This window comes from Streptomyces hainanensis, assembly GCF_004348415.1.
Lineage (GTDB): Bacteria > Actinomycetota > Actinomycetes > Streptomycetales > Streptomycetaceae > Streptomyces > Streptomyces hainanensis.
This window is the reverse complement of record NZ_SMKI01000105.1, coordinates 1-18,353: the sequence shown is the minus strand read 5'-3', so window position 1 is coordinate 18,353 and position 18,353 is coordinate 1. Positions and strand designations below refer to the sequence as shown.

The window sequence follows — 18,353 nt, the reverse complement described above, 5'->3', positions numbered from 1 at the left end:
CGGCAATCCGGCCCCGGCCCGCCACCCCCGGGCGACATCCCCAGGGTGAACCGGGCAGCGCAGGCCGGGGTTTCCCCGGTTGGGCGAGCAGGCGACGAGGTCGAGGGTGAGGTAGCCGGTCGCCTGCACATACCAGGCGGCGTGCGCGTCGCCTCCCCGGCGGAGGACGCCCTCGACATGCACGACCTTCGCGGCGAGCCGCGCCGGCTCCCGCTCCTCCACGCTGGCGAACCCGGGCGCGGCGACGGCCACCCGCTCCTCGAACCAGGCGACGGCGTCGCCGACTTCACGGAAGGTGGCGTCGACGGCGCCGGCCGGCCGCAGCAGCCAGTCGCTGATCCGCATCGGCGTGCACGGGTTGTTCGCGAACCCCGGCGACGCGGGCCGGCGCGGGCCTTCCCGGTCGTATGTCCGACGGTCCCCGACCCAGCGGTAGGCGTGAAAGTGCGGCCGGGGCCGGCCCCCTCCCGAGGACCGGCCGCTGTGCGGGCTACCGGCGTCCACAACCGTCGCCGTCTCCACAGCCGCCCGACTGCCCGTCCTCGGTCGGCTCGTCGTCTCCCGGATCGACCCCCACGAGGGCAACTCGCCGCCTCACAACGGCTCCACGGAACGTCGATTCGCCTCGGCGACCAGCGGACTGAGCGACTCGCTCAACGGCACCGGCTCCACGTCGTCGGGCGACGCGGTCCACTCCAGCCCACCCTCCAGCGGCCGCAGCCAGACCTCTCCGTAGGCGAACGCCATCACGCGACCCAATCGGTCCTTGCGTGTGTCTCGCGCCATAGCTCCTACGCATGGAACGTCTTGCCGTTGCGGCGCGATGGTGTGATTATCCGAGTGAGCTTCTTTGGGCTCCAACACAGACTTCGCTCCTCTCTGCGATGCAGTCCAAAGAAACCTCCTGGCGACAATGTTGGAACAGAGCAGGAATGATGCATCTCGGATGCATTCGTGAGGCACGATCGGCATACCGGGTAGGCTCATCGCGCAACGCTCTTCAGCCAGAGGAGAGATATGAGGGCAAGGCGGCAACGACTCGCCGAACGACGCAAGGTAGCCGGCTACAGCCAGGAGAGCCTTGCGGAGCGCCTGGGTGTCGACCGGACGACCATCGGCCGATGGGAACGGGGTGATTCGACCCCTCAACCGCATGTTCGCCGTAAGCTCGCAACGATTCTCGACATCACGACGGGAGAGCTCGATGCCCTTCTGTTCACACCCGATTGTGTCCAAGCTTCAAAGTTCGACTGGGCGCGAGTCAAAGACAGTGGAATCAAGCACCCGCCGGAGCGATGCGATGTGGATTCAGGTGACCTTGAGGAAATGATCCGACGCGATTTCCTGCGTCTCGCGAGCATAACGAGCGCCTTCATCTCTCTTCCACAGGCCGACCCCCTACCCATCCGGCGCGAAGATACTGCTGGCGGGCTCGAACTCGACAGCCTGGAGTTGATGAACTCGCAGCTATGGCGGGCGTTCTCCCTTTCCAGGCGGAAGATTGCGCTTCTCCCTACGGTAAGCGCGCAGACCACCCTTCTCGTTGACGCCCTCCAGGAGACTCACACCGAGCCCACTCATCGACGCTTGTGCTCACTGGTCGGCGATCTGTTCCAACTCTCAGGTGAGATCTTCTTCGACAGCGCCCGATACACGGATGCCTCTCACTGCTATGCCCTCGCCGCGAGTGCAAGCAGGGAAGCCGAACAGTACGATCTCTGGGCATGCGCGTTGACTCGGCACGCTTTCATCGACATGTTGGACCGAAGGTTCAGGAGCGCTGTCCCGCTCCTCGAAGCCGCCCAACGCCTGGCACGCCACGGCGATGGATACCTGTCCACTCGCCACTGGGTAGCGGCGGTGCAGGCTGAAGCCTACGCGGGGATAGGAGACGTGAAATCCTGTGAGGAAGCACTGAGCACGGCCGAGGAAGTGCACTCCCTCACGGGTCAGGTTCACAACGACGGCTGGCTCCGGTTCGATGGCTCCAGGTTGGACGAAGAACGAGGAACCTGTTACGTGGAGCTCGGCAGACTGGATCTCGCGCAAGCCACGCTGACCGAGGTACTACCGCGGTCGGTCTCCTCGCGCCGGCGCGGAGGAGTACTCACCGACCTCGCGATCCTGGGTGCTCAGCGAGGGGACACCGAACAACTGCTCGACTTCGCGCACTCCGCCCTCGACCTGGTTGAGCGGACCAGCTCAGGGTATGTGCGGCGCAGGCTGGAACGGCTCCTTCCGCAGCTCACCCCCTTCATGGCGGACAACCGAGTGTCGGATCTGCGCGAGCAGATTGCGCTCCTGGCAACTACTCAACGAGACGGTGGAGGAAGCACAACGTGACGAACGAGACCGGTCGGATCTTTCGTGAGGCGTGGATCGCGGGCGTGCGGAAGCACTATCCCGGTGAGCCGAAGCCGGGCTATGTGACGCCCTGGGAGGAGACCCCGGAGTGGGAGCGGCAGGCGGCCGCCGCCGTCTCCGGTCAGGTGCGGGAGTTCGTCTCGGTCAGCGACGGGAACACGAGCAAGCTCACGCGCGAGCAAAAGGGCCGGTTCGTCGCCCTCTGCTGGATCGCCCAGATCCACCGGCTCATCGAGTCGCCCAAGCCGGGCTATGTCGCGGACTGGGCGGAGCTCCCGGCGTGGCAGCGGGAGACCGACGCGGACGTCTTCGAGGCCATCGAGCGCGGGGCGAACTCGTAGGGTCGGAGGTTCACGAGACCTCGGAGGGCACGATGAGCGTGACGGAAGGCTATCTCGGCGCGGCGGAGCGGGCGGTGGCGTTGTTGGAGGCGCCGGAGGTGGCCGCGGCGTGGGCGCGGCCGAGTGTGCTGGAGGGGATGACGGTCGGCGGGCTGGCGGCGCACCTCGCGTACCAGATCTTCGACGTCGGCTCGGTGACGCAGGTGCTGCTCGACCCGGAGCTGCGGGAGTCCGGGCTGCGGGAGGCGCCGATAACGCTGCTTGAGCACTACGCCAGGGCGGCCTGGATCGACGTGCCGCTCGACGGGGAGGTCAACACCGGCATTCGGGAGCGGGCCGAGGGGCTCGGGGCCCAGGGGTCGGTGAGCCTGGCCGAGTTGGCACGGACGACGTTCGCCGCGCAGCGGGCCGAGCTCGCCGCGTGTGCGGGTGACGAGGCCGTGTTCCTGCCGCGGGTGGGATGGTCGCTGCGGCTGGACGACTACCTGGTGACCCGGTTGTTGGAGCTCGCCGTGCACCTGGACGACCTCGCCGCCAGCGTGGGGCTCGCCACCCCTGAGCTGCCGGACGCCGCCTTCGATCCGGTGCTCACGCTGTTGGCGCGGCTGGCCGCCAGGCGGCACGGGCAGAGCGCGCTGCTGCGGGCGTTGGCCCGGGCGGAGCGCGCGCCGGCGGCGATCAACGCGATCTGACCCGGGCGGGCCGGCCGGCCCCGCAGGTGGCGCGCCACCACCGCGCGGACCCGCTGCCGCAGTCGTCGTCCGTGGCGGGGTCGGGGTCGGCCGGCGTCCCGCTAGGCCGTTTCGCCGGCCGTCTCCACGACGAAGGCGCGGGGGTCGCCGGCGAGCGAGGACTTCGCCGCGGTGGCGAAGTGGTCGGCGAGGATCTCGGTTCTGCCGGACTCGACCCCGTCGAGGGCGGTGCGGACGATGTCGACCGGGTCGTTCAGCACACCGTCCGGGAGTGCGCCGCCGGCCAGGGCCGCCCGTTCCGCGAAGGCACGCATGGTCGTGGTGGCCGTCGGCCCGAACACCAGGCCGGTGACGAGGGTGCCCTGGTCGGCGAGTTCGAGCCGGACACCGTTGGTCAGGCTCCACTCGGCGGACTTGGCGACGGCATAGGCGTTGTTGCCGTCGTAGGGCTGGAAGGACAGGACCGACAGGACGTTGAGGATGGCGCCGCCACCGTTCTCGGCGAGGACCGGGGCGAAGGCCCGGATCATGGCGAGGGTGCCGTACACGTGGGTGTCGAGGGTGAGCCGGATCTCGTCGAGGTCGCCGTCGACCAGGTTCACGCCGAGGGAGACCCCGGCGTTGTTGACCAGCAGGTCGACGTCGCCGGCGGCCGCCGCTGCCGCCGCGACGGACGCCGGTTCTGTGACGTCGAGCGCCAGCACCTCGGCCCCGGGCAGGTCGACGAGTTCCGGGCGACGGGCGGTGGCGTAGACCTTCGCCGCGCCCCGGCGAAGCAGTTCCTCGGCGAAGTGGCGGCCGAGGTCGCGGCTGGCGCCGGTGACGAGGGCGGTGGCTCCACGCAGTCGCATGTGTCTCCTTCGGGTTCCGGGTCCGGCCCGGTGCGGCCGGATCCATGAGAACCGTACGAAGCATCCGGCGCGGCGGTCGATGCCCTTCCGACTCGGATAGTTGGCCGTCTGCCTCACCCTCCCGGCCCCGTGGCTACGATCGCTTCATGGACCCGATGACCGACGTGCTCACGGTGTCCGGTGTCCGAGGCACCCTGGGCACCCGGATCGAGGCGGGCGGAAGCTGGGCGATCGCCCTGGACGACTGTCCGGACGCGGCACTGCACGCCGTCACCAGCGGCGGCGCGTGGCTCACCGTCGCGGGCCGCGCGCCGCGGGAGTTGGTCGCGGGCGACGTCGTCCTGCTCCCGGCCGGGACGCGCCACGTCCTGGGCGACGGGCCCGGCGCCGAGGCCGAGCCGTGCGACGCCCGGGCGGCGGCGCGCGCCCGCGAGGCAGGTGAGGTGGTCAGGCTCGGGGCGCCGCCCGTGCGCACGCGGATCGTCACCATCCACTACGGCTGCGATCCGGCGGCGCGCACGAAGGTGTTGGGCAGCCTCCCCGACCTCGTGCACGTGGGCCGTGACGCGGGGTCGGCGCACTTCGACGACACCGTGCGCCTGCTCGGCCGCGAACTGGCCGATCCGGGAATCGCGACGACGGCCGTGCTCAACAGCCTGGTCGACATCATGCTGATCCAGCTGCTGCGCGCCTGGCTGGCCACCCGGCCGACCGAGCGGCTCGGGACCTGGCTCGGCATGCTGGGCGATCCGATCGTCGGCCGGGCGTTGGAGCGCATCCATCAGGATCCCGCCCGGCCGTGGACCACGGCGTCGCTCGCGTCCGCGGTCGCGGTTTCACGCGCGACGCTGTCGCGGCACTTTCCGGCGGCCATCGGGCGGAGTCCGGCCGCCTACCTGACGCAGTGGCGGATGGACCTGGCCGCCCGCCGGCTCCGCGATACCCACGACTCCGTCGAGGACATCGCGGCAGCCGTGGGGTACGGCTCCGTTCCCGCCTTCAGCCGTGCCTTCGCGCGCGACCGCGGCCGGACGCCCGGCCGCTACCGCGTCGACTCCCGCGAGCGGGCGCGCGACCGGTGAGCGGGCCGTGGGCGGTCACGCGATCTGGCGGATCCGGCGGACGGCCAGGTAGCAGAGCAGGGCGGTCAGGCCGAGGAAGATGCCGGTCTCGATGAACTGGAAGGTCCAGAAGCGGTCGCCCGGCTGGTAGAGCTGCCAGTTGGAGGAGCCGGGTTCGACGCCGCCCCGGTCCAGGCAGAGGGGGTCGTGCGGTGGGCAGCCGATCAGGCCGCTGCTGACGAGCTCGCCGTCCGCGTTCCGCACGCCGCTCTCGTAGATCCAGCTGTCGGCGGCGGGGTTGAGCCACTGGCCGCCGGTGGTGCTGTAGCTCAGCTCCTCGGGGGGCATGTAGTGGGGGCGGAGCAGGGTCTCGATGCCGAGGCGGACGGCGGCGAAGCCGCCCAGCGTGACGGCCATCGCCGGCAGGACGCGGCGGGTGGCCGTGCCGGCGAAGGTGCCGAGGGCGAGGGCGAACAGGGTGTAGGCGACGGGGACGATGCCCTGGACGTCGAAGAAGCCGTAGGCGAGCCGGCCGGTGCCGTTGGCCGCCACCGGGGCGAACCACCAGGTGACGCCGAGCGCGTACACCACGGCGAGGGGGAGGGTGAGGCCGCCGAGCAGGCCGAGCTTGGTGAGGGCCCAGCGGCGCCGGGTGATGCCCTGGGTCCAGACGAGGCGGTGGGTGCCGTGCTCGACCTCGCGGGCGACGAGGGGCGCGCCGAAGAAGAGGCCGACGAGCAGCGGCAGCACCATGAACAGGATGGCCACCATGGTCAGGCTGTTGAACTCGTCGGTGAACTGCCGGCGCAGCGCGTCGCAGGTGTCGACCTGTCCGGAGAGCAGGACGTCGGTGCCGAGCGCGTCGAGGCAGTCGGCGAGGCCGGAGTCCTGGAAGGTGTCGTGCATGCTCAGCCCGGTCGGCACCATGAGGGCGGCGAGCGCGGCCAACCCGAGTGCCAGGTAGACGAGTTGCTTGCGGTGTTGCCGCCAGGTCAGCCAGATCACGCGGTCACCTCCGTGCGGTGGGTGTCGGCGGCACCGAGGTAGGCGAGGACGAGGTCCTCCAGGGACACCTCGTGCGCGGACCAGGCGGGGTCGGTCGGGACGGTGCCGGTGGTGGTGGTGCGGGCCAGCAGGGTGGTCTGGCGGTCGGTGTGACTGGCGCGGATCACGCTCCGGACGCCGGGGACGGCCTCCGGCCGGTCGGTGCGGGGGCCGGTGAGGGTGCGGTGTTGGGCGAGCAGTTCGTCGACGTCGCCGGCGAGCTGGACGTGGGCGGTCTGGAGCAGGATCAGGTAGTCGCAGACCCGTTCCAGGTCGGCGAGCAGGTGGGAGGAGAGCAGCACCGTGGTGCCGCTCTCGGCGACCGCGCTCATCAGGGCGCCCATGAACTCGTGCCGGGCCAGCGGGTCGAGGGCGGCGGCCGGCTCGTCGAGGAGCAGGAGCCTGGGGCGTTTGGCCAGCGCGAGGGCCAGCGCGACCTGGGCGCGCTGGCCGCCGGAGAGGCCGCCGACCGGCTTGCGCGTCGGGATGCCGATGCCGGTCAGCCGGTCGCGGGCGAGGTCGGCGTCCCAGCGGCGGTTGAGCCTGGCGCCCATGGTGATCAGCTCGTCGGCGGTGAAGTCGCGGTAGAGCGGGGTGTCCTGGGCGACGAAGCCGATGTCGGCCAGGGTCTCGGAGTCGCCGCGCGGGTCGCGGCCGAAGACGCGGACCTGGCCGGCGTCGGGGCGGAGCAGGCCGACGGCCAGGTGCAGCAGGGTGGACTTGCCGGCGCCGTTGGGGCCGACGAGTGCGGCTATCCGGCCGGCCGGCAGCCGCAGCGCGCAGCCGCGCAACGCCCAGGCGCGGCCGTAGCGTTTGCCCAGCGCGTCGGTCTCCAACGCGGTTTCGTGGGCGTCTTCGGTCATCTGTGCTCCCACACGTTTCTGGTCAGTGAGCGTCGTCGGGAACCGGGCGGTCGAGGGTGGCGCGCAGCGTGGTGTCGATGAGGGCCGCGACGTCCTCGCGGGCGAGCCCGGCGGCCTGGGCCCGGCGCAGCCAGGCCACCAACTCCTCGCGCAGTTCCGCCTGTTGCGGTAGCGAGTCGCCGGCGAGGGTGGCGACGAGGAAGGTGCCGACCCCCGGCCGCCCCTCGGCGAGCCCCTCCAACTCCAGCTGGCGGTATGCCTTCAGGACCGTGTTCGGGTTGATCGCCAGGGTTCGGGCGACCTCGCGCACCTTGGGCAGCTGGTCGCCGGGCTGGGCGATGCCGACGCGCAGCGCCTGCTTCACCTGGAGCACCAGCTGCATGTAGGTGGCCACCTTCGAGCGACCGTCGAGCACGAACTCGATCACCGGTTCATTCTCCTATTGTCCTATGACAGTAAGACAGCATGCCCATGGCCTCGCACGATGTCAATCGCCCCGGGCACGCGAACGGGCCCGGGAGAGCGCTCCCGGGCCCGTGACGACACACGACGACGCTAGACGGGGCAGGTCTCGCGCCACACGTCCAGGTCGTAGCTCTTCAGCATCGAGCTGAGGCCCAACGCGGTGGTGGTGGGGCAGAACTCCTCGGTCGGCACGTTGTACTCGACGTGGAAGACCGCCTTGCCGGCCTCGATGAACGGGGTGAGCGCCTCGCACTCCTCCCACTCGAAGCACTCCTCGTTGACCGCGAAGTCGAAGTCGTCGACCAGCTCGGGGATCTGCTCCAGGTCGTTCTTCAGGCCGACCGACAGGCCACGCTCGTGCGCCAGGTCGGCGATCATCCGGTTGAACGCCAGCTGGTCGTCGGCGCTGATGTCGAAGCCCGTCTCGTTGGCGAAGTTGTCGACGTTGTCCGGCTCGATCGCGTCGTAGCCCCGCTCCGCGCACATGTCGAACCGCGCGGCCATCAACGGCTCCAGCACGTCGAGGGCGCGGATGTCGAGCCAGCGCTCGCCCGGCCAGCCGTTGGGCTCGCCGAGGATCTCCTCGGGGAACTCGCCGGCGTCGGGGCGCCAGTCCTCCCAGGCGCCGACGCTGATGTAGCAGATCACCCGCCGCCCCGCGTCGTGCAGCTCCGCCACCACGTCGGCGTCGTTCTCGAAGCCGTCGATGTCGTAGACCGGCACGTCGATCGAGGTGTCCACCGTGCCGAGCAGCTGCCACTGCCAGTCGGTGCCCGGCTCCGGGGTCCAGAACTCGCTGCTGGCGGCCGCCTCGTCGATGTCCGACGCCGCCGCCCCCGACGGCTCGGCCGACGCGCCGTCCGACCCCGAGCAGGCGAACAGCAACGGCAGAACGGCCAGCGGGGCGGCTATCCGGCGTAGGCCCTGTCCGGCCGGACCTAGTCGAACCATCGGGCGGTCTCCAACTCCTCGGTCCTGGACGGGTCCTCCAGCAGCGCCGCCAGCTCGAAGCGGCGCGGCCACTGGCCGGTGGCCCACGCGAGGCCGGCGGCCAGGCCCTCGACGGTCGCCGCGTGCAGCGTGCCGTCCTCGGTCAGCCGCCAGTCCAACTCGACGCCGTCGATGACCAGTTCATCGTGCTCACGATAGGTGGACGGGGTGTCGGGGCCGAGCAGGGCGTGCGCCTCGCCCGGGGTGTCGCGAAGGGTGCCGCCCTCCGCGGCCGGCGCCGGAACGGCGGCGCTCAACGGCCGCACGTCGAGCACCGCGGCCAGCGCCGCCGCCCGCTCCGGCGGGACGGGCAGCAGGGCGCGGCCGGCGGCCAGCGGCAGCAGATCGGGCGCGTCGGCCACCAGGGCCTCGGCCGCCGGGACCACGGCGATCCCGCCGTCCACCACCGCGCACAGCTCGTCGGGCAGCGTGACCTCGGCCGGGTCGAGATCGGCGAGCAGCGCGTAGAGGCCGTGGAGCTGGGCCGGGACGACGATCGACTCCGGGTCGGCGAGCCGGCCGAGCAGGTCGGCCGCGCCGCCCGGCTCGGCGAGCAGCGCGCGGGCCGTGGTGCGCACGCCGAGCGCGTGCAGCACGTCCTCGTCGGCGTCCGCCGTGTCGGCGTCCTCGTAGAGGCCGGCCAGCAGCGGGTCGCCGTCGGCCGAGCGCAGGCCGACCGGCCGGCGGCCGTCGAGGACGGGGGCGCCGCGCAGCCACCAGGCGGTGTAGGAACGGGCCCGCTCCACCGAGCCGTCCGGCATCCGCACCCGGAGCTGCGTGGTGAGCGCCTCCCGGTAGGGCGGGCGGGAGAGCAGCGCCAGGGCGCGCGGCCACTGGTCGTCCGCCACCAGGTCCAGGTCGCGGACGGCGACCACCTCGGCCGCCACCGGCGGCAGCCCGGACTCCGGCAGCGCGTCCAGCGTGTCCTCGCACCAGACGTCGACGGCGTCCAGCAGGTCGAGGTTGTCGGGCTCCGGGTAGCCGGCGCCCCGCTCCTCCGCCAGCTCGTCGGGATCGAGCACCACGTCGGCGGCCCGTATCAGCGCGAAGTCGGCCTGCACGCCGACCGCCGTCAGCGGCCGCTCGCCCCAGCGCTCCGCCAACTCGGCGTCGACGGCGGCCAGCTCGCCGTCCTCGATGATCTCGGCGAACGCGCTGCCGGGGAAGACCAGGTCGGCGGCCGGGCTCAGCTCGCCGTCCTCGTCGGGCAGGGCGAGCGCGCCCAGCCACGGCTCGTCCCCGGGGGACAGGCCGGCGTCCCGCACCAGGGCCAGCACCGTCTCGGCGAGCTCGCCGGGCGGCACCGCCTCCTCGTCCCAGACGTCCTCGTCGGAGGAGGCGGCCACGGCCGCCCGCACCTGCGGGGTGGCCAGCACGGCGCGCGGCGTGGCCGGGCTCGCGCCCAGCTTCTCCAGCAGCGGATGCGACGCGTCGGGGTGGACGACCCTGAGCCCGAGACGGCCCAACTCGGCCGGCTCGGTGCCCGGCACCGGCAGCAGTGCCCGGCGCGGGCCGATCATGACCCCGCCGTCCGCCAGCGGCACCGGCAGGCCGGTCAGCAGGTCGGGATCGACGCCGGACAGCGACTCGTAGAGCCGCCACCACCAGCCGGGCGACCGCTCCACGCCGGCGAGCCGGTCGACGACCTCGCCGAGCGAGACCCGGGACACCTCCAACACCCGCAGCTCGGCACGGCGTTCGAGGCCGGCCGGCAGCAGCTGCGGGAACAGCTCGGCGAGCACGGCCACCGTCTCGGCGCCGGCCCGCTCCACCAGCTCCGCGTCCTTCGGGCGCAGCACGACGGCCGGCTCCGCGCCCTCCTCCGCGGACGCCGCGGGCTCGACGGGCTCCGCGGGTTCCACGGGCTCCGCGGGCTCGATCGCCTCCGCGGCGGCCCGCGGCAGGAAGGGCGTGCCGGGCAGCCGGTCGAGCAGCGCCTCGCGCAGCCGGCCGTCCAGCTCGCCGCGCCCCAGCGGCCCGGGAACCAGGTCGAGGATGTCGCTGGTGACGGGCCGCCAGTCGGCGAGCAGCGCGGCGTAGGCCGCGGCCGCCCGGTCGAGCAGGAAGTCGGTGAGCGGGCCCGGCGCGACATGCCGGCGGGTCGGCTCGAGCGGGAAGCTGGCGATCAGCAGCGCGGGCAGGCCGAGCGCGTCGTCCGTCGGGGTCGGCGCGTGCACCACGGCCGGGCTGGACGGCGCGGCCGGGGCGCCCTCCGCGTCCACAGGGACCGCCCAGGTGACGGACCAGTGGCGGCGCTCGCGCTCCTCCAGCGGCCGGTCCGCGAACAGCTCGGGCTTGGCCTCGCCGCTGTCCTGCGACACCCGCCACCGGGTGGAGCGCACGGCGAGCCCGGCCGGCCCCGGCTCCTCGGTGATCTGCGTGTAGGGGCCGAACTGGCGCCGCGTCAACGTGCGGGCGCCGCTCGGCGTCTCGACCGCGACCTCGGTGAGGCCGGGCAGGGTGAGCAGCAGCGTGTCGTCGACGGCGTCGAGCAGCCGCGTCGCCAGGTCCTCGGCGGCGGCGTCGCGCAGCGGCAGGGTGACGGCGGTGTCGAAGCCCTCGGGCACCACGGCGCCCGGCTCGCCGGCCGGCAGCGCGAACGGCAGCCGCAGCAGCGGGACGGCGTGCCGCTGGCCGGCCCTGCGGTCCAACTCGGTGAGCAGCCCCGGACTCTCGGCCCCGACGCCGCGTGCCAGCCCGGTGGCCTCCGCCAGCGACCAGCGGACGGCGCCGGCCGCGCCGGCGATCGCCGGCGCGTCACTCACCGTCAGCACGGCGGCGAAGCCGACGCCGAAGCGGCCGACGCTGCCGGGCGCCGCGCCCGGGCCGCCGCCCTCCTGGTCGCGCTTGGCCGAGGCGCGCAGCGTGGACAGTGACTCCACGCCCGTCGCGTCGAGCGAGGCCCCGGTGTTGGCGACGACCAACACGCCGTCGCGCAGCGTCAGGCGCAGCCGGCCAGGCCGGCCGGCGCGGGCGGCGGCGTCCGCGGCGTTCTGCGCGAGCTCGATGACGAGGCGGTCGCGGTAGCCGCCGCGAGCCAGGTCCTCCTCGGCGTTGGCGTCCTCCCGGAAGCGGGCGGGCGACGCCGTCCAGGCGGTCAGAACGCCGAGCCGCAGACGCGCGGTGTCGAAGGGGTCGGCGTGGTGGTCGGTGGTCACGGTGCGACAGTACCGGGTCCCACCGACACCGGATTCCCGGGCGCGAGAGGGCGTCCACAAGGCCGAGCGCCGCCCGTCACCCCACCGACACGAGCCGGAACCGCCCCGACGTCCAGCCGGAGAACACCCGAAGACGCAACACGCCCCCGACGGATGAACCACCGGCCGACCGTGGACGGACTACGGACTACGGACTGCGGACTACGGACTGCGGGCTACGGGCTACGGACGCGCGGACGCCCTACAGCGGGTCGGCGCCCAGGTGGTCGATCACCGGCGGCGCCGGCCGCTGCGGCTTCGGCACCTCGGCCGCCTCCGAGTGCGCGCCGCACCCGAAGGACAACGACACCACCTGGCCGTCGGCCGGCGAGTACTCGTTGGCGCACACCCCGAAGGCCTGCCGCAGCTGACCGGCCATCGGCAGCAGGAACCCGCAGCTCGCGCAGTTCGCCGGCGCCGCCTGGGCCATCGGCGTCTCCGGGCCGAACCGCTCCTCCCACCGGTCGGCCGCGTCCTGCAGGCCCACCCAGGACAGCACCCGGGGCCGGCCGAGCCCCAGTTCGTTGGCGACGTCCGTGAGCACGCCACGCCCGGCCGCCGGCTCCTCCTCGTCGACCTCCTCGCCCGGCGCCTCGGCCAACACCCCCGACTCGAGCCGCGCGTCGTCCGCCTCGGCGGGCAGCAGGTCGCCGGGACCCAGGTCGCCGGGGCGAAGCCGCTCGCTCCACGGCACCCAGTCCGGCGCCAGCAGCGAGTCCGGCCCCGGGGTCAACGCCACCTCGTCGACCGTGACGTAGCGGGCGCGGGCCGCGCGGGCCACCGTGACGCTCCAACGCCAGCTCGGATAGCCCGGGTCACGGCTGCCGAAGTAGTGTGTGACGATACGGTCGCCCTCGGCGACCGCCCCCAGGTAGTCACCGATCGGCTGGGGGCGCGCGGCCTCCGCCGCGGCGTCGCGGGCGAGCTCGACCGCCTCGGCACAGAGCCGATCGGGTGTGCCGCTTCGCGTCGGGCCTGCCATCCCAGCACTCACAAGAACTCTCCTACGCCGTTGTCCGGTGCGGGCGCCTGAAGGCGAACGGAGCCGACGGAGCGGACGCTGGGACCGCTGCGACGTCGCGCTGAACGAGGCAAGGCGCACCGCCGGCCCACGCTACCGCACGGGCCGGCCGGCCGGCGCCTGGCCCGTGCCCGACCGGTGCCCGACCGGTGGCCTCGAAGGGCATGGCCGACCGGCGACGAGTCGGCAACCGGAGTGCGGCGACCGCGCGAACCCCGCTAAACGCCGGTGGAGAAGCGGGAGCGGGAAGGGGCACACGGCTTAGGCTGGGTAATCGTGGTCGCCGAAAGCTCGTCTGGTACGAGAAGCGGGGCCGTTTCGGGGCGCGTCTCCCGGGCGGTCCAGTCGGCGGGGCATGCCCTGCGGGCCGTGCCGCTCGCCATCGGCCGCCGCGTCCGCCGCCTCACCCACGCGCACGGCGCCGGCGAGTCCGGGCTCGGCAAGCTGATCGAGCTGCACGCCGTGCACTCGGCCGGCGACATGCTGATCACCATGGCGCTCGCCTCCACCATCTTCTTCTCCGTCCCCACCGGAGAGGCACGCGGCCGGGTGGCGCTCTACCTGATCGTGACCATGGCCCCGTTCGTGCTGCTGGCCCCCGTCATCGGCCCGCTCCTCGACCGGGTGCCGCACGGCCGCCGCGCCGCGATGGCCGCGGCGCTGCTCGCCCGCGGCATGCTGGCCCTGGTGATGGCGAGCGTGGTGGCCTCCGGCGGCCTGGAGCTCTACCCGGCGGCGCTCGGCGTCCTCGTCTGCTCCAAGGCGTACAACATCGTGCGGGCCGCGGTGGTGCCACGACTACTGCCCACCAGCATCTCGCTGGTGAAGGCCAACGCCCGGATCACCCTGACCGGCCTGATCTCGGCCGGCGTGATGGCCCCGTTCGGGCTGGCGCTGCACGCCGTCAACGACCGGCTGCCGCTCTACGTCGCCTGCCTGTTCACCATCGCCGGCGCGTTCCTCAGCTTCCGGCTGCCGCACAAGGTGGACCTGGCGCGCGGCGAACGCGACATCCACCTGGCCGAGCTGGCCGAGACGCGGGCGGCGATGGCCAGGGAGAAGGACGAGCGCGGCGCCAGCCCGCTGCGGGCCGCCGCCGAGTCGCCGGTGTTCAAGGCGCTGCTGGCCAACGGCTCGCTGCGGGCGCTCTCCGGCTTCCTCCTGTTCTTCATGGCCTTCCTGCTGCGCCACGAGTCGCTGCCCGGGCTCACCCCTGCCTTCTCGCTCGGCCTGGTCGGCGTGGCCGCCGGCGGCGGCAACGCGCTCGGCAACCTGCTCGGCAACTGGCTGCGGGACCGCACCCCCGAGCTGAACCTGCTGGTGATACTGCTGCTGGCGCTCACCGCCACCACCGCCGCCGCGGCCGCGTACAGCGCGTTCACCGTCGTCGCGGTCTGCGCGGTGGCCGGCATCTGCCAGGCGATGGGCAAGCTGTCGCTCGACGCGATAATCCAGCGGGACATCAGAGAGGTGGTCAGAACCTCGACGTTCGCCCGCTCCGAGACGGCGGTGCAGATGTCGTGGGTGCTGGGCGGCGCGATCGGCATCTCGCTGCCGCTCAACGGCGCCCTCGGCATGTGGGTGGCGGCCGTGCTGGTGCTGATCGGGGTGCTCTGCACCGCCCGCAGCCTGGCCGCCGCGGCACGCCGCGGCACCTCACACCCCCGCGTCAGGTGACCGCGGGCGCGCGGGTAACCTGCCCGCATGACTGCCATCTCCACGAACCGGGGCCGCCGGGCCTTCCGCTCCACGCTCGCGCTCGGCGCTGTTTCGCTGGGACTGGTCACCCTCTCCGCGTGCCAGCAGCCGACGCCCAACGCGCACTTCACGATCAACACGAACACCACGTCGCGAGAGACCCCGCAGGACTGCTACGGGCACGGCGACGCGCTGGGCGCCGAGCAGGCGCGGTCCTGCACGGAGAGCACCGAGGACGTGCCGTCCTTCACCACCCGCGCCGGCGACACCTTCCGGGTCGGCGTCGACCCGGACGTCGCGCACAACGGCTGGCTGCTCTTCGTCAACGGCCTGCTCTACGACACGGATCCGTTCACCACCACCTACCAGACCTTCGCGAGCGACGACCTCTACCGGGCAGCCGAGCAGCAGGCCGCCTCCGGCGGGGCCCCCGCGGAGAACGAGACCCTGCGGCTCAACGTCGTCGAGGTGTCGGACGACTACGACGCCGACGAGATCTTCAACTCCCAGACGCAGGAGGAGTACGAGCAGAAGATGTTCAGCTCGCTCGAAGGCGTCTGGAACGTCGAGCTGGAACCGCACCGCGAATCCTGAACGACCGAGCCTTGAAGGACGGGAGGCACCGCCCATGCGGCTGCTGATCGCCACCGCCGTCGACTCCGAGCGGCGGGCCGTGACCTCGGCCGCCGACGGCGACCCGACCGTGATCCGCCTGGCGACCGGTGTCGAACTCCACCGCGTCCCCCTGCCCGGGGCGCCGGGCGAGCTCGACGCGGTCGCCGCGGGCGTCGGCGGCCCGGCCGCGGCGGCCGTGGTGGCGAGCGTGCTGGCGGCCGGCGAGGGCCCCTACGACCTGGTGGTCTCGGCCGGCATCGGCGGCGGGTTCGCCGAGCGGGTGCCGGTCGGCGGTCTCGTCGTGGCGTCGACCGTGCTCGCCGCCGACCTCGGCGCGCAGACCAGGGCCGGGTTCGCCGACATGGCCGAGCTCGGCTTCGGCATCGTGGCCCACCAGCCGCCCGAGGAGCTGGCCACCGCCGTGGCCACCGCCACCGGCGCCGTCCACGCCCCGGTGCTCTCCGTCTCCACCGTGACCGGCACCGAGGAGCGCCTCGCCGAGCTCGCCGCCCGCCACCGCGGCGCCGCCGGCGAGGCGATGGAGGGGTTCGGCGTGGCCTGCGCCGCCGCCCTGCACGGGGTGCCGATGCTGGAGATCCGCGCCGTCTCCAACGCCGTGGGCCCGCGCGACCGCGAGGCCTGGCGCATCCCCGAGGCGCTGGCCGCGCTCACCGCCGCGTTCGCCGCCGTCGGGCCGGCCGTCCACGACTGGCACACTCGTGAACGGCACCGGGAGGCCCCGCAGACCTCGCAGACCCCGCAGAGCCCCGAGAAGGAGACACCATGACCGGGCACGCGCCGCGACCGCTGGGCATCGCCTACTCGCCCTGCCCCAACGACACCTTCGTCTTCCACGCCTGGTCCCACGGACTGCTGCCCGGCGCCCCCGCCATCGACGTCGACTTCGCCGACATCGACCTCACCAACGGCCGCGCCGAGCGCGGCGAGGGCGACATCCTCAAGGTCTCGTACGCCGTGCTGCCCTGGGTGCTCGACGAGTACGCGCTGCTGCCGTGCGGCGGCGCGCTCGGCCGCGGCTGCGGCCCCCTGGTGCTCACCCGCGAGCCGGCCGCGCCGGCCGACCTCGCCGGCCGGACGGTGGCGGTGCCGAGCGAACGCTCCACCGCCTACCTGCTGTTCCGGCTCTGGGCCGCCGCCCACGTGCCCGGCGGCGTCGGCGAGATCCGGGTGCTGCCGTTCCACGAGATCATGCCCGCGGTGCGGGACGGCTCGGTCGACGCCGGCCTCGTCATCCACGAGGCCCGGTTCACCTACCAGCGGTTCGGCCTCGACCAGCTCGCCGACCTCGGCGAGTTCTGGGAGGCGAGCACCGGCCACCCCATCCCCCTCGGCGCCATCATCGCCAAGCGCTCGCTCGGGCCCGAGCGGCTCGCCGCCATCACCGACGCCATCCGCGCCTCCGTCCGGCGGGCCTGGGACGACCCCGCCGCCAGCCACGACTACGTGCTCGCACACGCCCAGGAGATGGACCCGGCCGTGGCGCGGGCCCATATCGACCTGTACGTCAACGAGTTCACCGCCGACCTGGGCGAGGCCGGCTACGCGGCCATCAACGAGCTGCTCACCAGGGCGGCGGACGAGGGCCTGGTCCCCCGACTGCCCGAGACGGCGATCCCGGTACCCGGGCGCGTCTGACCCGGCGTCATGTCAGACGGCTCGGACAGCTCAGACGTCCAGCTGGTCGGCGACGGCGCGCAGCATGCCGGCGACCTTGCTGCCGCTCTGCCGATCCGGGTAGCGGCCACGCTCCAACTGCTGGGTGACGCTCTCCAGCAGAGTCGTCAGGTCCTGCACGATCGAGGCCAGTTCGTCGGGCTTACGGCGCTGCGCGGCGGCCACGGACGGCGGGTTGTCGAGCACGGTGACGGAGAGCGCCTGGTCACCGCGCTGCCCGGCGACCACGCCGAACTCGACGCGCTGGCCCGGCTTCAGCTCAACCCCTCCTGGCAACGCTGAGGAGTGCACGAAGACATCGCCGCCGTCGTCACGGGAAAGGAAGCCGAAGCCCTTCTCGCTGTTGAACCACTTGACCTTGCCGGTAGGCACGTGTCCTCGTCCTCGCACTCGTCATAACAAGACGGCGGGTCACCAGACCCGCACTCACTCCAGGCTAACCGCCCCCTGCCCGGTGACAAGATGCCGCCGGGCCGATTCGGAGGATCACTGCCCCCGCCGTGCGACGGGTAACCCTGCGTCTGCCACTCTGTAGGAATGAGTGAGGTGAGTGAGCGAACCCCCGGCACCCCCGGGGACGCGCTGGTACGAGTCGGTGGCGTGATCTTCGCGGTGGGCGCGGTGGCCACGCTGGTCACCGTGATCCCCCTGCTGATCGGCGCCGAACCGCTGCCGACCGCGGCCTATGTGGTGTCCATGCTGATGGGCGTGGGCTTCCTGGTCGCCGGCATCGGGCTGCTGCGTTCGATCGCGGCGCAGCGGGTGAAGCCCGGCAGCTAGGCCCTGGTCTGGCCGACCGTGGCGAGGTGCGCGTCGAGCCAGGCGGGGAAACCGGTCAGGTCGGGCAGCACCACGTCCGCGCCCTCCCGGCGCAACTCCTCGGCGCTGCACGGCCCGGTCGCCACCGCCACGGACAACGCGCCGGCCGTGGCCGCGCCACGGACGTCCCCCACGTGGTCGCCGACGTACACCCCGGCGGCGTGCTCGCGCAGCGCGGCGCCCTTGGCCTCCGCCCAGAGCGAGCCGATGACCACGTCGGGTCCGAGACCGAGGTGGTTCACGTGCCGCTCGGCGTTGGGCTGGTGCTTGGCCGTCACGACGATCGCCCGCCCCCCGCGCGCGTGCACGGCGGCGATCGCCTCCCGCGCCCCGGGCATCGCGGGCGTCGTGGTGATGGCGTGCTCGACGTACATGCTGCGGTAGCGGTCCGCGACCTCGGATATCCGCTCGGCCGGGAACCAGTTGGCCAACTCGACCTCCAACGGCGGCCCGAGCCGCGTCACGGCCAGATCGGCGTCGATCGGGATCCCGGTCTCCGCGGCGAGGGCGAGATAGACGCCGCGGATGCCGGGGCGGGAGTCGATGAGCGTCATGTCCAGGTCGAAGCCGACGGTGAGGGGGGTGGTTGACATACGAAGCATTCTGCCCGAACCGGGTGAGGGGTTCTCGCCCACCC

General features: G+C 72.8%; 19 protein-coding genes and 1 pseudogene. 9 read left to right on the top strand and 11 right to left on the bottom strand.

Annotated features, from left to right (window positions below):
- Both E1283_RS12410 and E1283_RS12405 read right to left on the bottom strand, forming a co-directional pair.
- Window positions 1-345: pseudogene (locus E1283_RS12410) on the bottom strand (hypothetical protein); the annotation flags it as partial.
- Between the two features lie 249 nt (window positions 346-594).
- Window positions 595-747 carry a hypothetical protein gene (locus E1283_RS12405; protein ID WP_243744796.1) on the bottom strand — a complete coding sequence of 51 codons (153 nt, stop codon included), beginning with the start codon at window positions 745-747 and terminating at the stop codon, window positions 595-597.
- 270 nt (window positions 748-1,017) lie between these two features.
- Between E1283_RS12405 and E1283_RS12400 the strand changes: the two genes are divergently transcribed.
- Genes E1283_RS12400 through E1283_RS12390 form a run of 3 tightly spaced genes read left to right on the top strand, consistent with a single transcriptional unit; the run spans window position 1,018 to window position 3,397 of the window.
- Complete coding sequence (locus tag E1283_RS12400; protein ID WP_132818041.1) at window positions 1,018-2,343, top strand: helix-turn-helix domain-containing protein; 1,326 nt, start codon at window positions 1,018-1,020, stop codon at window positions 2,341-2,343.
- Window positions 2,340-2,705, top strand: coding sequence for a hypothetical protein (locus E1283_RS12395; protein WP_132818040.1), 366 nt, complete (start codon window positions 2,340-2,342; stop codon window positions 2,703-2,705). Before E1283_RS12400 ends, E1283_RS12395 begins: the two co-directional genes overlap by 4 nt.
- A 32-nt stretch (window positions 2,706-2,737) precedes the next feature.
- Window positions 2,738-3,397 (top strand): maleylpyruvate isomerase N-terminal domain-containing protein, encoded by a 660-nt coding sequence (locus E1283_RS12390; protein ID WP_132818039.1) that lies wholly within the window; start codon window positions 2,738-2,740, stop codon window positions 3,395-3,397.
- 101 nt (window positions 3,398-3,498) lie between these two features.
- Here E1283_RS12390 and E1283_RS12385 read toward each other — a convergent pair whose 3' ends face one another.
- The gene (locus E1283_RS12385) at window positions 3,499-4,248 is read right to left on the bottom strand and encodes an SDR family NAD(P)-dependent oxidoreductase (RefSeq protein WP_132818038.1); all 750 of its coding nucleotides are present in this window, start codon (window positions 4,246-4,248) and stop codon (window positions 3,499-3,501) included.
- A gap of 146 nt (window positions 4,249-4,394) precedes the next feature.
- Between E1283_RS12385 and E1283_RS12380 the strand changes: the two genes are divergently transcribed.
- Complete coding sequence (locus E1283_RS12380; RefSeq protein ID WP_132818037.1) at window positions 4,395-5,330, top strand: AraC family transcriptional regulator; 936 nt, start codon at window positions 4,395-4,397, stop codon at window positions 5,328-5,330.
- A 15-nt stretch (window positions 5,331-5,345) separates the two neighbouring features.
- On the opposite strand, the gene E1283_RS12375 is transcribed toward E1283_RS12380, so the two are convergent.
- The 6 genes from E1283_RS12375 to E1283_RS12350 form a co-directional block, all read right to left on the bottom strand.
- Entirely contained in the window at window positions 5,346-6,314 is a 969-nt protein-coding gene (locus E1283_RS12375) for an ABC transporter permease subunit (RefSeq protein WP_132818036.1), read from the bottom strand.
- On the bottom strand, window positions 6,311-7,216 hold the full coding sequence (locus tag E1283_RS12370) for an ABC transporter ATP-binding protein (protein WP_132818035.1): 906 nt from the start codon (window positions 7,214-7,216) through the stop codon (window positions 6,311-6,313). Before E1283_RS12370 ends, E1283_RS12375 begins: the two co-directional genes overlap by 4 nt.
- A 22-nt stretch (window positions 7,217-7,238) precedes the next feature.
- A complete protein-coding gene (locus tag E1283_RS12365; RefSeq protein WP_132818034.1) occupies window positions 7,239-7,643 on the bottom strand; it encodes a GntR family transcriptional regulator in 405 nt (134 codons plus the stop codon).
- Window positions 7,644-7,771: 128 nt separating this feature from the next.
- A complete protein-coding gene (locus tag E1283_RS12360) occupies window positions 7,772-8,632 on the bottom strand; it encodes an endo alpha-1,4 polygalactosaminidase (RefSeq protein WP_132818033.1) in 861 nt (286 codons plus the stop codon).
- Window positions 8,620-11,829, bottom strand: a complete 3,210-nt coding sequence (locus E1283_RS12355; RefSeq protein WP_132818032.1) for a sacsin N-terminal ATP-binding-like domain-containing protein — start codon at window positions 11,827-11,829, stop codon at window positions 8,620-8,622. Before E1283_RS12355 ends, E1283_RS12360 begins: the two co-directional genes overlap by 13 nt.
- A gap of 241 nt (window positions 11,830-12,070) precedes the next feature.
- Window positions 12,071-12,850 (bottom strand): DUF3027 domain-containing protein, encoded by a 780-nt coding sequence (locus E1283_RS12350; protein ID WP_132818031.1) that lies wholly within the window; start codon window positions 12,848-12,850, stop codon window positions 12,071-12,073.
- A 312-nt stretch (window positions 12,851-13,162) separates the two neighbouring features.
- Here E1283_RS12350 and E1283_RS12345 point away from each other — a divergent pair, with 312 nt between their 5' ends.
- The 4 genes from E1283_RS12345 to E1283_RS12330 are packed head-to-tail and all read left to right on the top strand — an operon-like array spanning window position 13,163 to window position 16,858.
- Complete coding sequence (locus E1283_RS12345) at window positions 13,163-14,566, top strand: MFS transporter (protein ID WP_132818043.1); 1,404 nt, start codon at window positions 13,163-13,165, stop codon at window positions 14,564-14,566.
- Window positions 14,567-14,593: 27 nt separating this feature from the next.
- Window positions 14,594-15,181, top strand: coding sequence for a hypothetical protein (locus E1283_RS12340; RefSeq protein ID WP_132818030.1), 588 nt, complete (start codon window positions 14,594-14,596; stop codon window positions 15,179-15,181).
- A gap of 34 nt (window positions 15,182-15,215) precedes the next feature.
- The gene (locus E1283_RS12335; protein ID WP_132818029.1) at window positions 15,216-15,989 is read left to right on the top strand and encodes a futalosine hydrolase; all 774 of its coding nucleotides are present in this window, start codon (window positions 15,216-15,218) and stop codon (window positions 15,987-15,989) included.
- Complete coding sequence (locus E1283_RS12330) at window positions 15,986-16,858, top strand: 1,4-dihydroxy-6-naphtoate synthase (protein WP_132818028.1); 873 nt, start codon at window positions 15,986-15,988, stop codon at window positions 16,856-16,858. The genes E1283_RS12335 and E1283_RS12330 overlap by 4 nt, the downstream gene beginning before the upstream one ends.
- A gap of 30 nt (window positions 16,859-16,888) precedes the next feature.
- Here E1283_RS12330 and E1283_RS39440 read toward each other — a convergent pair whose 3' ends face one another.
- Window positions 16,889-17,269: a cold-shock protein gene (locus E1283_RS39440; protein WP_132818027.1), complete on the bottom strand. Its 381-nt coding sequence runs from the start codon at window positions 17,267-17,269 to the stop codon at window positions 16,889-16,891.
- Between the two features lie 174 nt (window positions 17,270-17,443).
- Between E1283_RS39440 and E1283_RS12320 the strand changes: the two genes are divergently transcribed.
- The gene (locus tag E1283_RS12320; protein WP_425086160.1) at window positions 17,444-17,677 is read left to right on the top strand and encodes a hypothetical protein; all 234 of its coding nucleotides are present in this window, start codon (window positions 17,444-17,446) and stop codon (window positions 17,675-17,677) included.
- On the opposite strand, the gene E1283_RS12315 is transcribed toward E1283_RS12320, so the two are convergent.
- Window positions 17,674-18,309 (bottom strand): HAD family hydrolase, encoded by a 636-nt coding sequence (locus tag E1283_RS12315; RefSeq protein WP_425086159.1) that lies wholly within the window; start codon window positions 18,307-18,309, stop codon window positions 17,674-17,676. The two genes, E1283_RS12320 and E1283_RS12315, sit on opposite strands and share 4 nt — an antisense overlap.
- Between the last annotated feature and the right edge of the window lie 44 nt (window positions 18,310-18,353).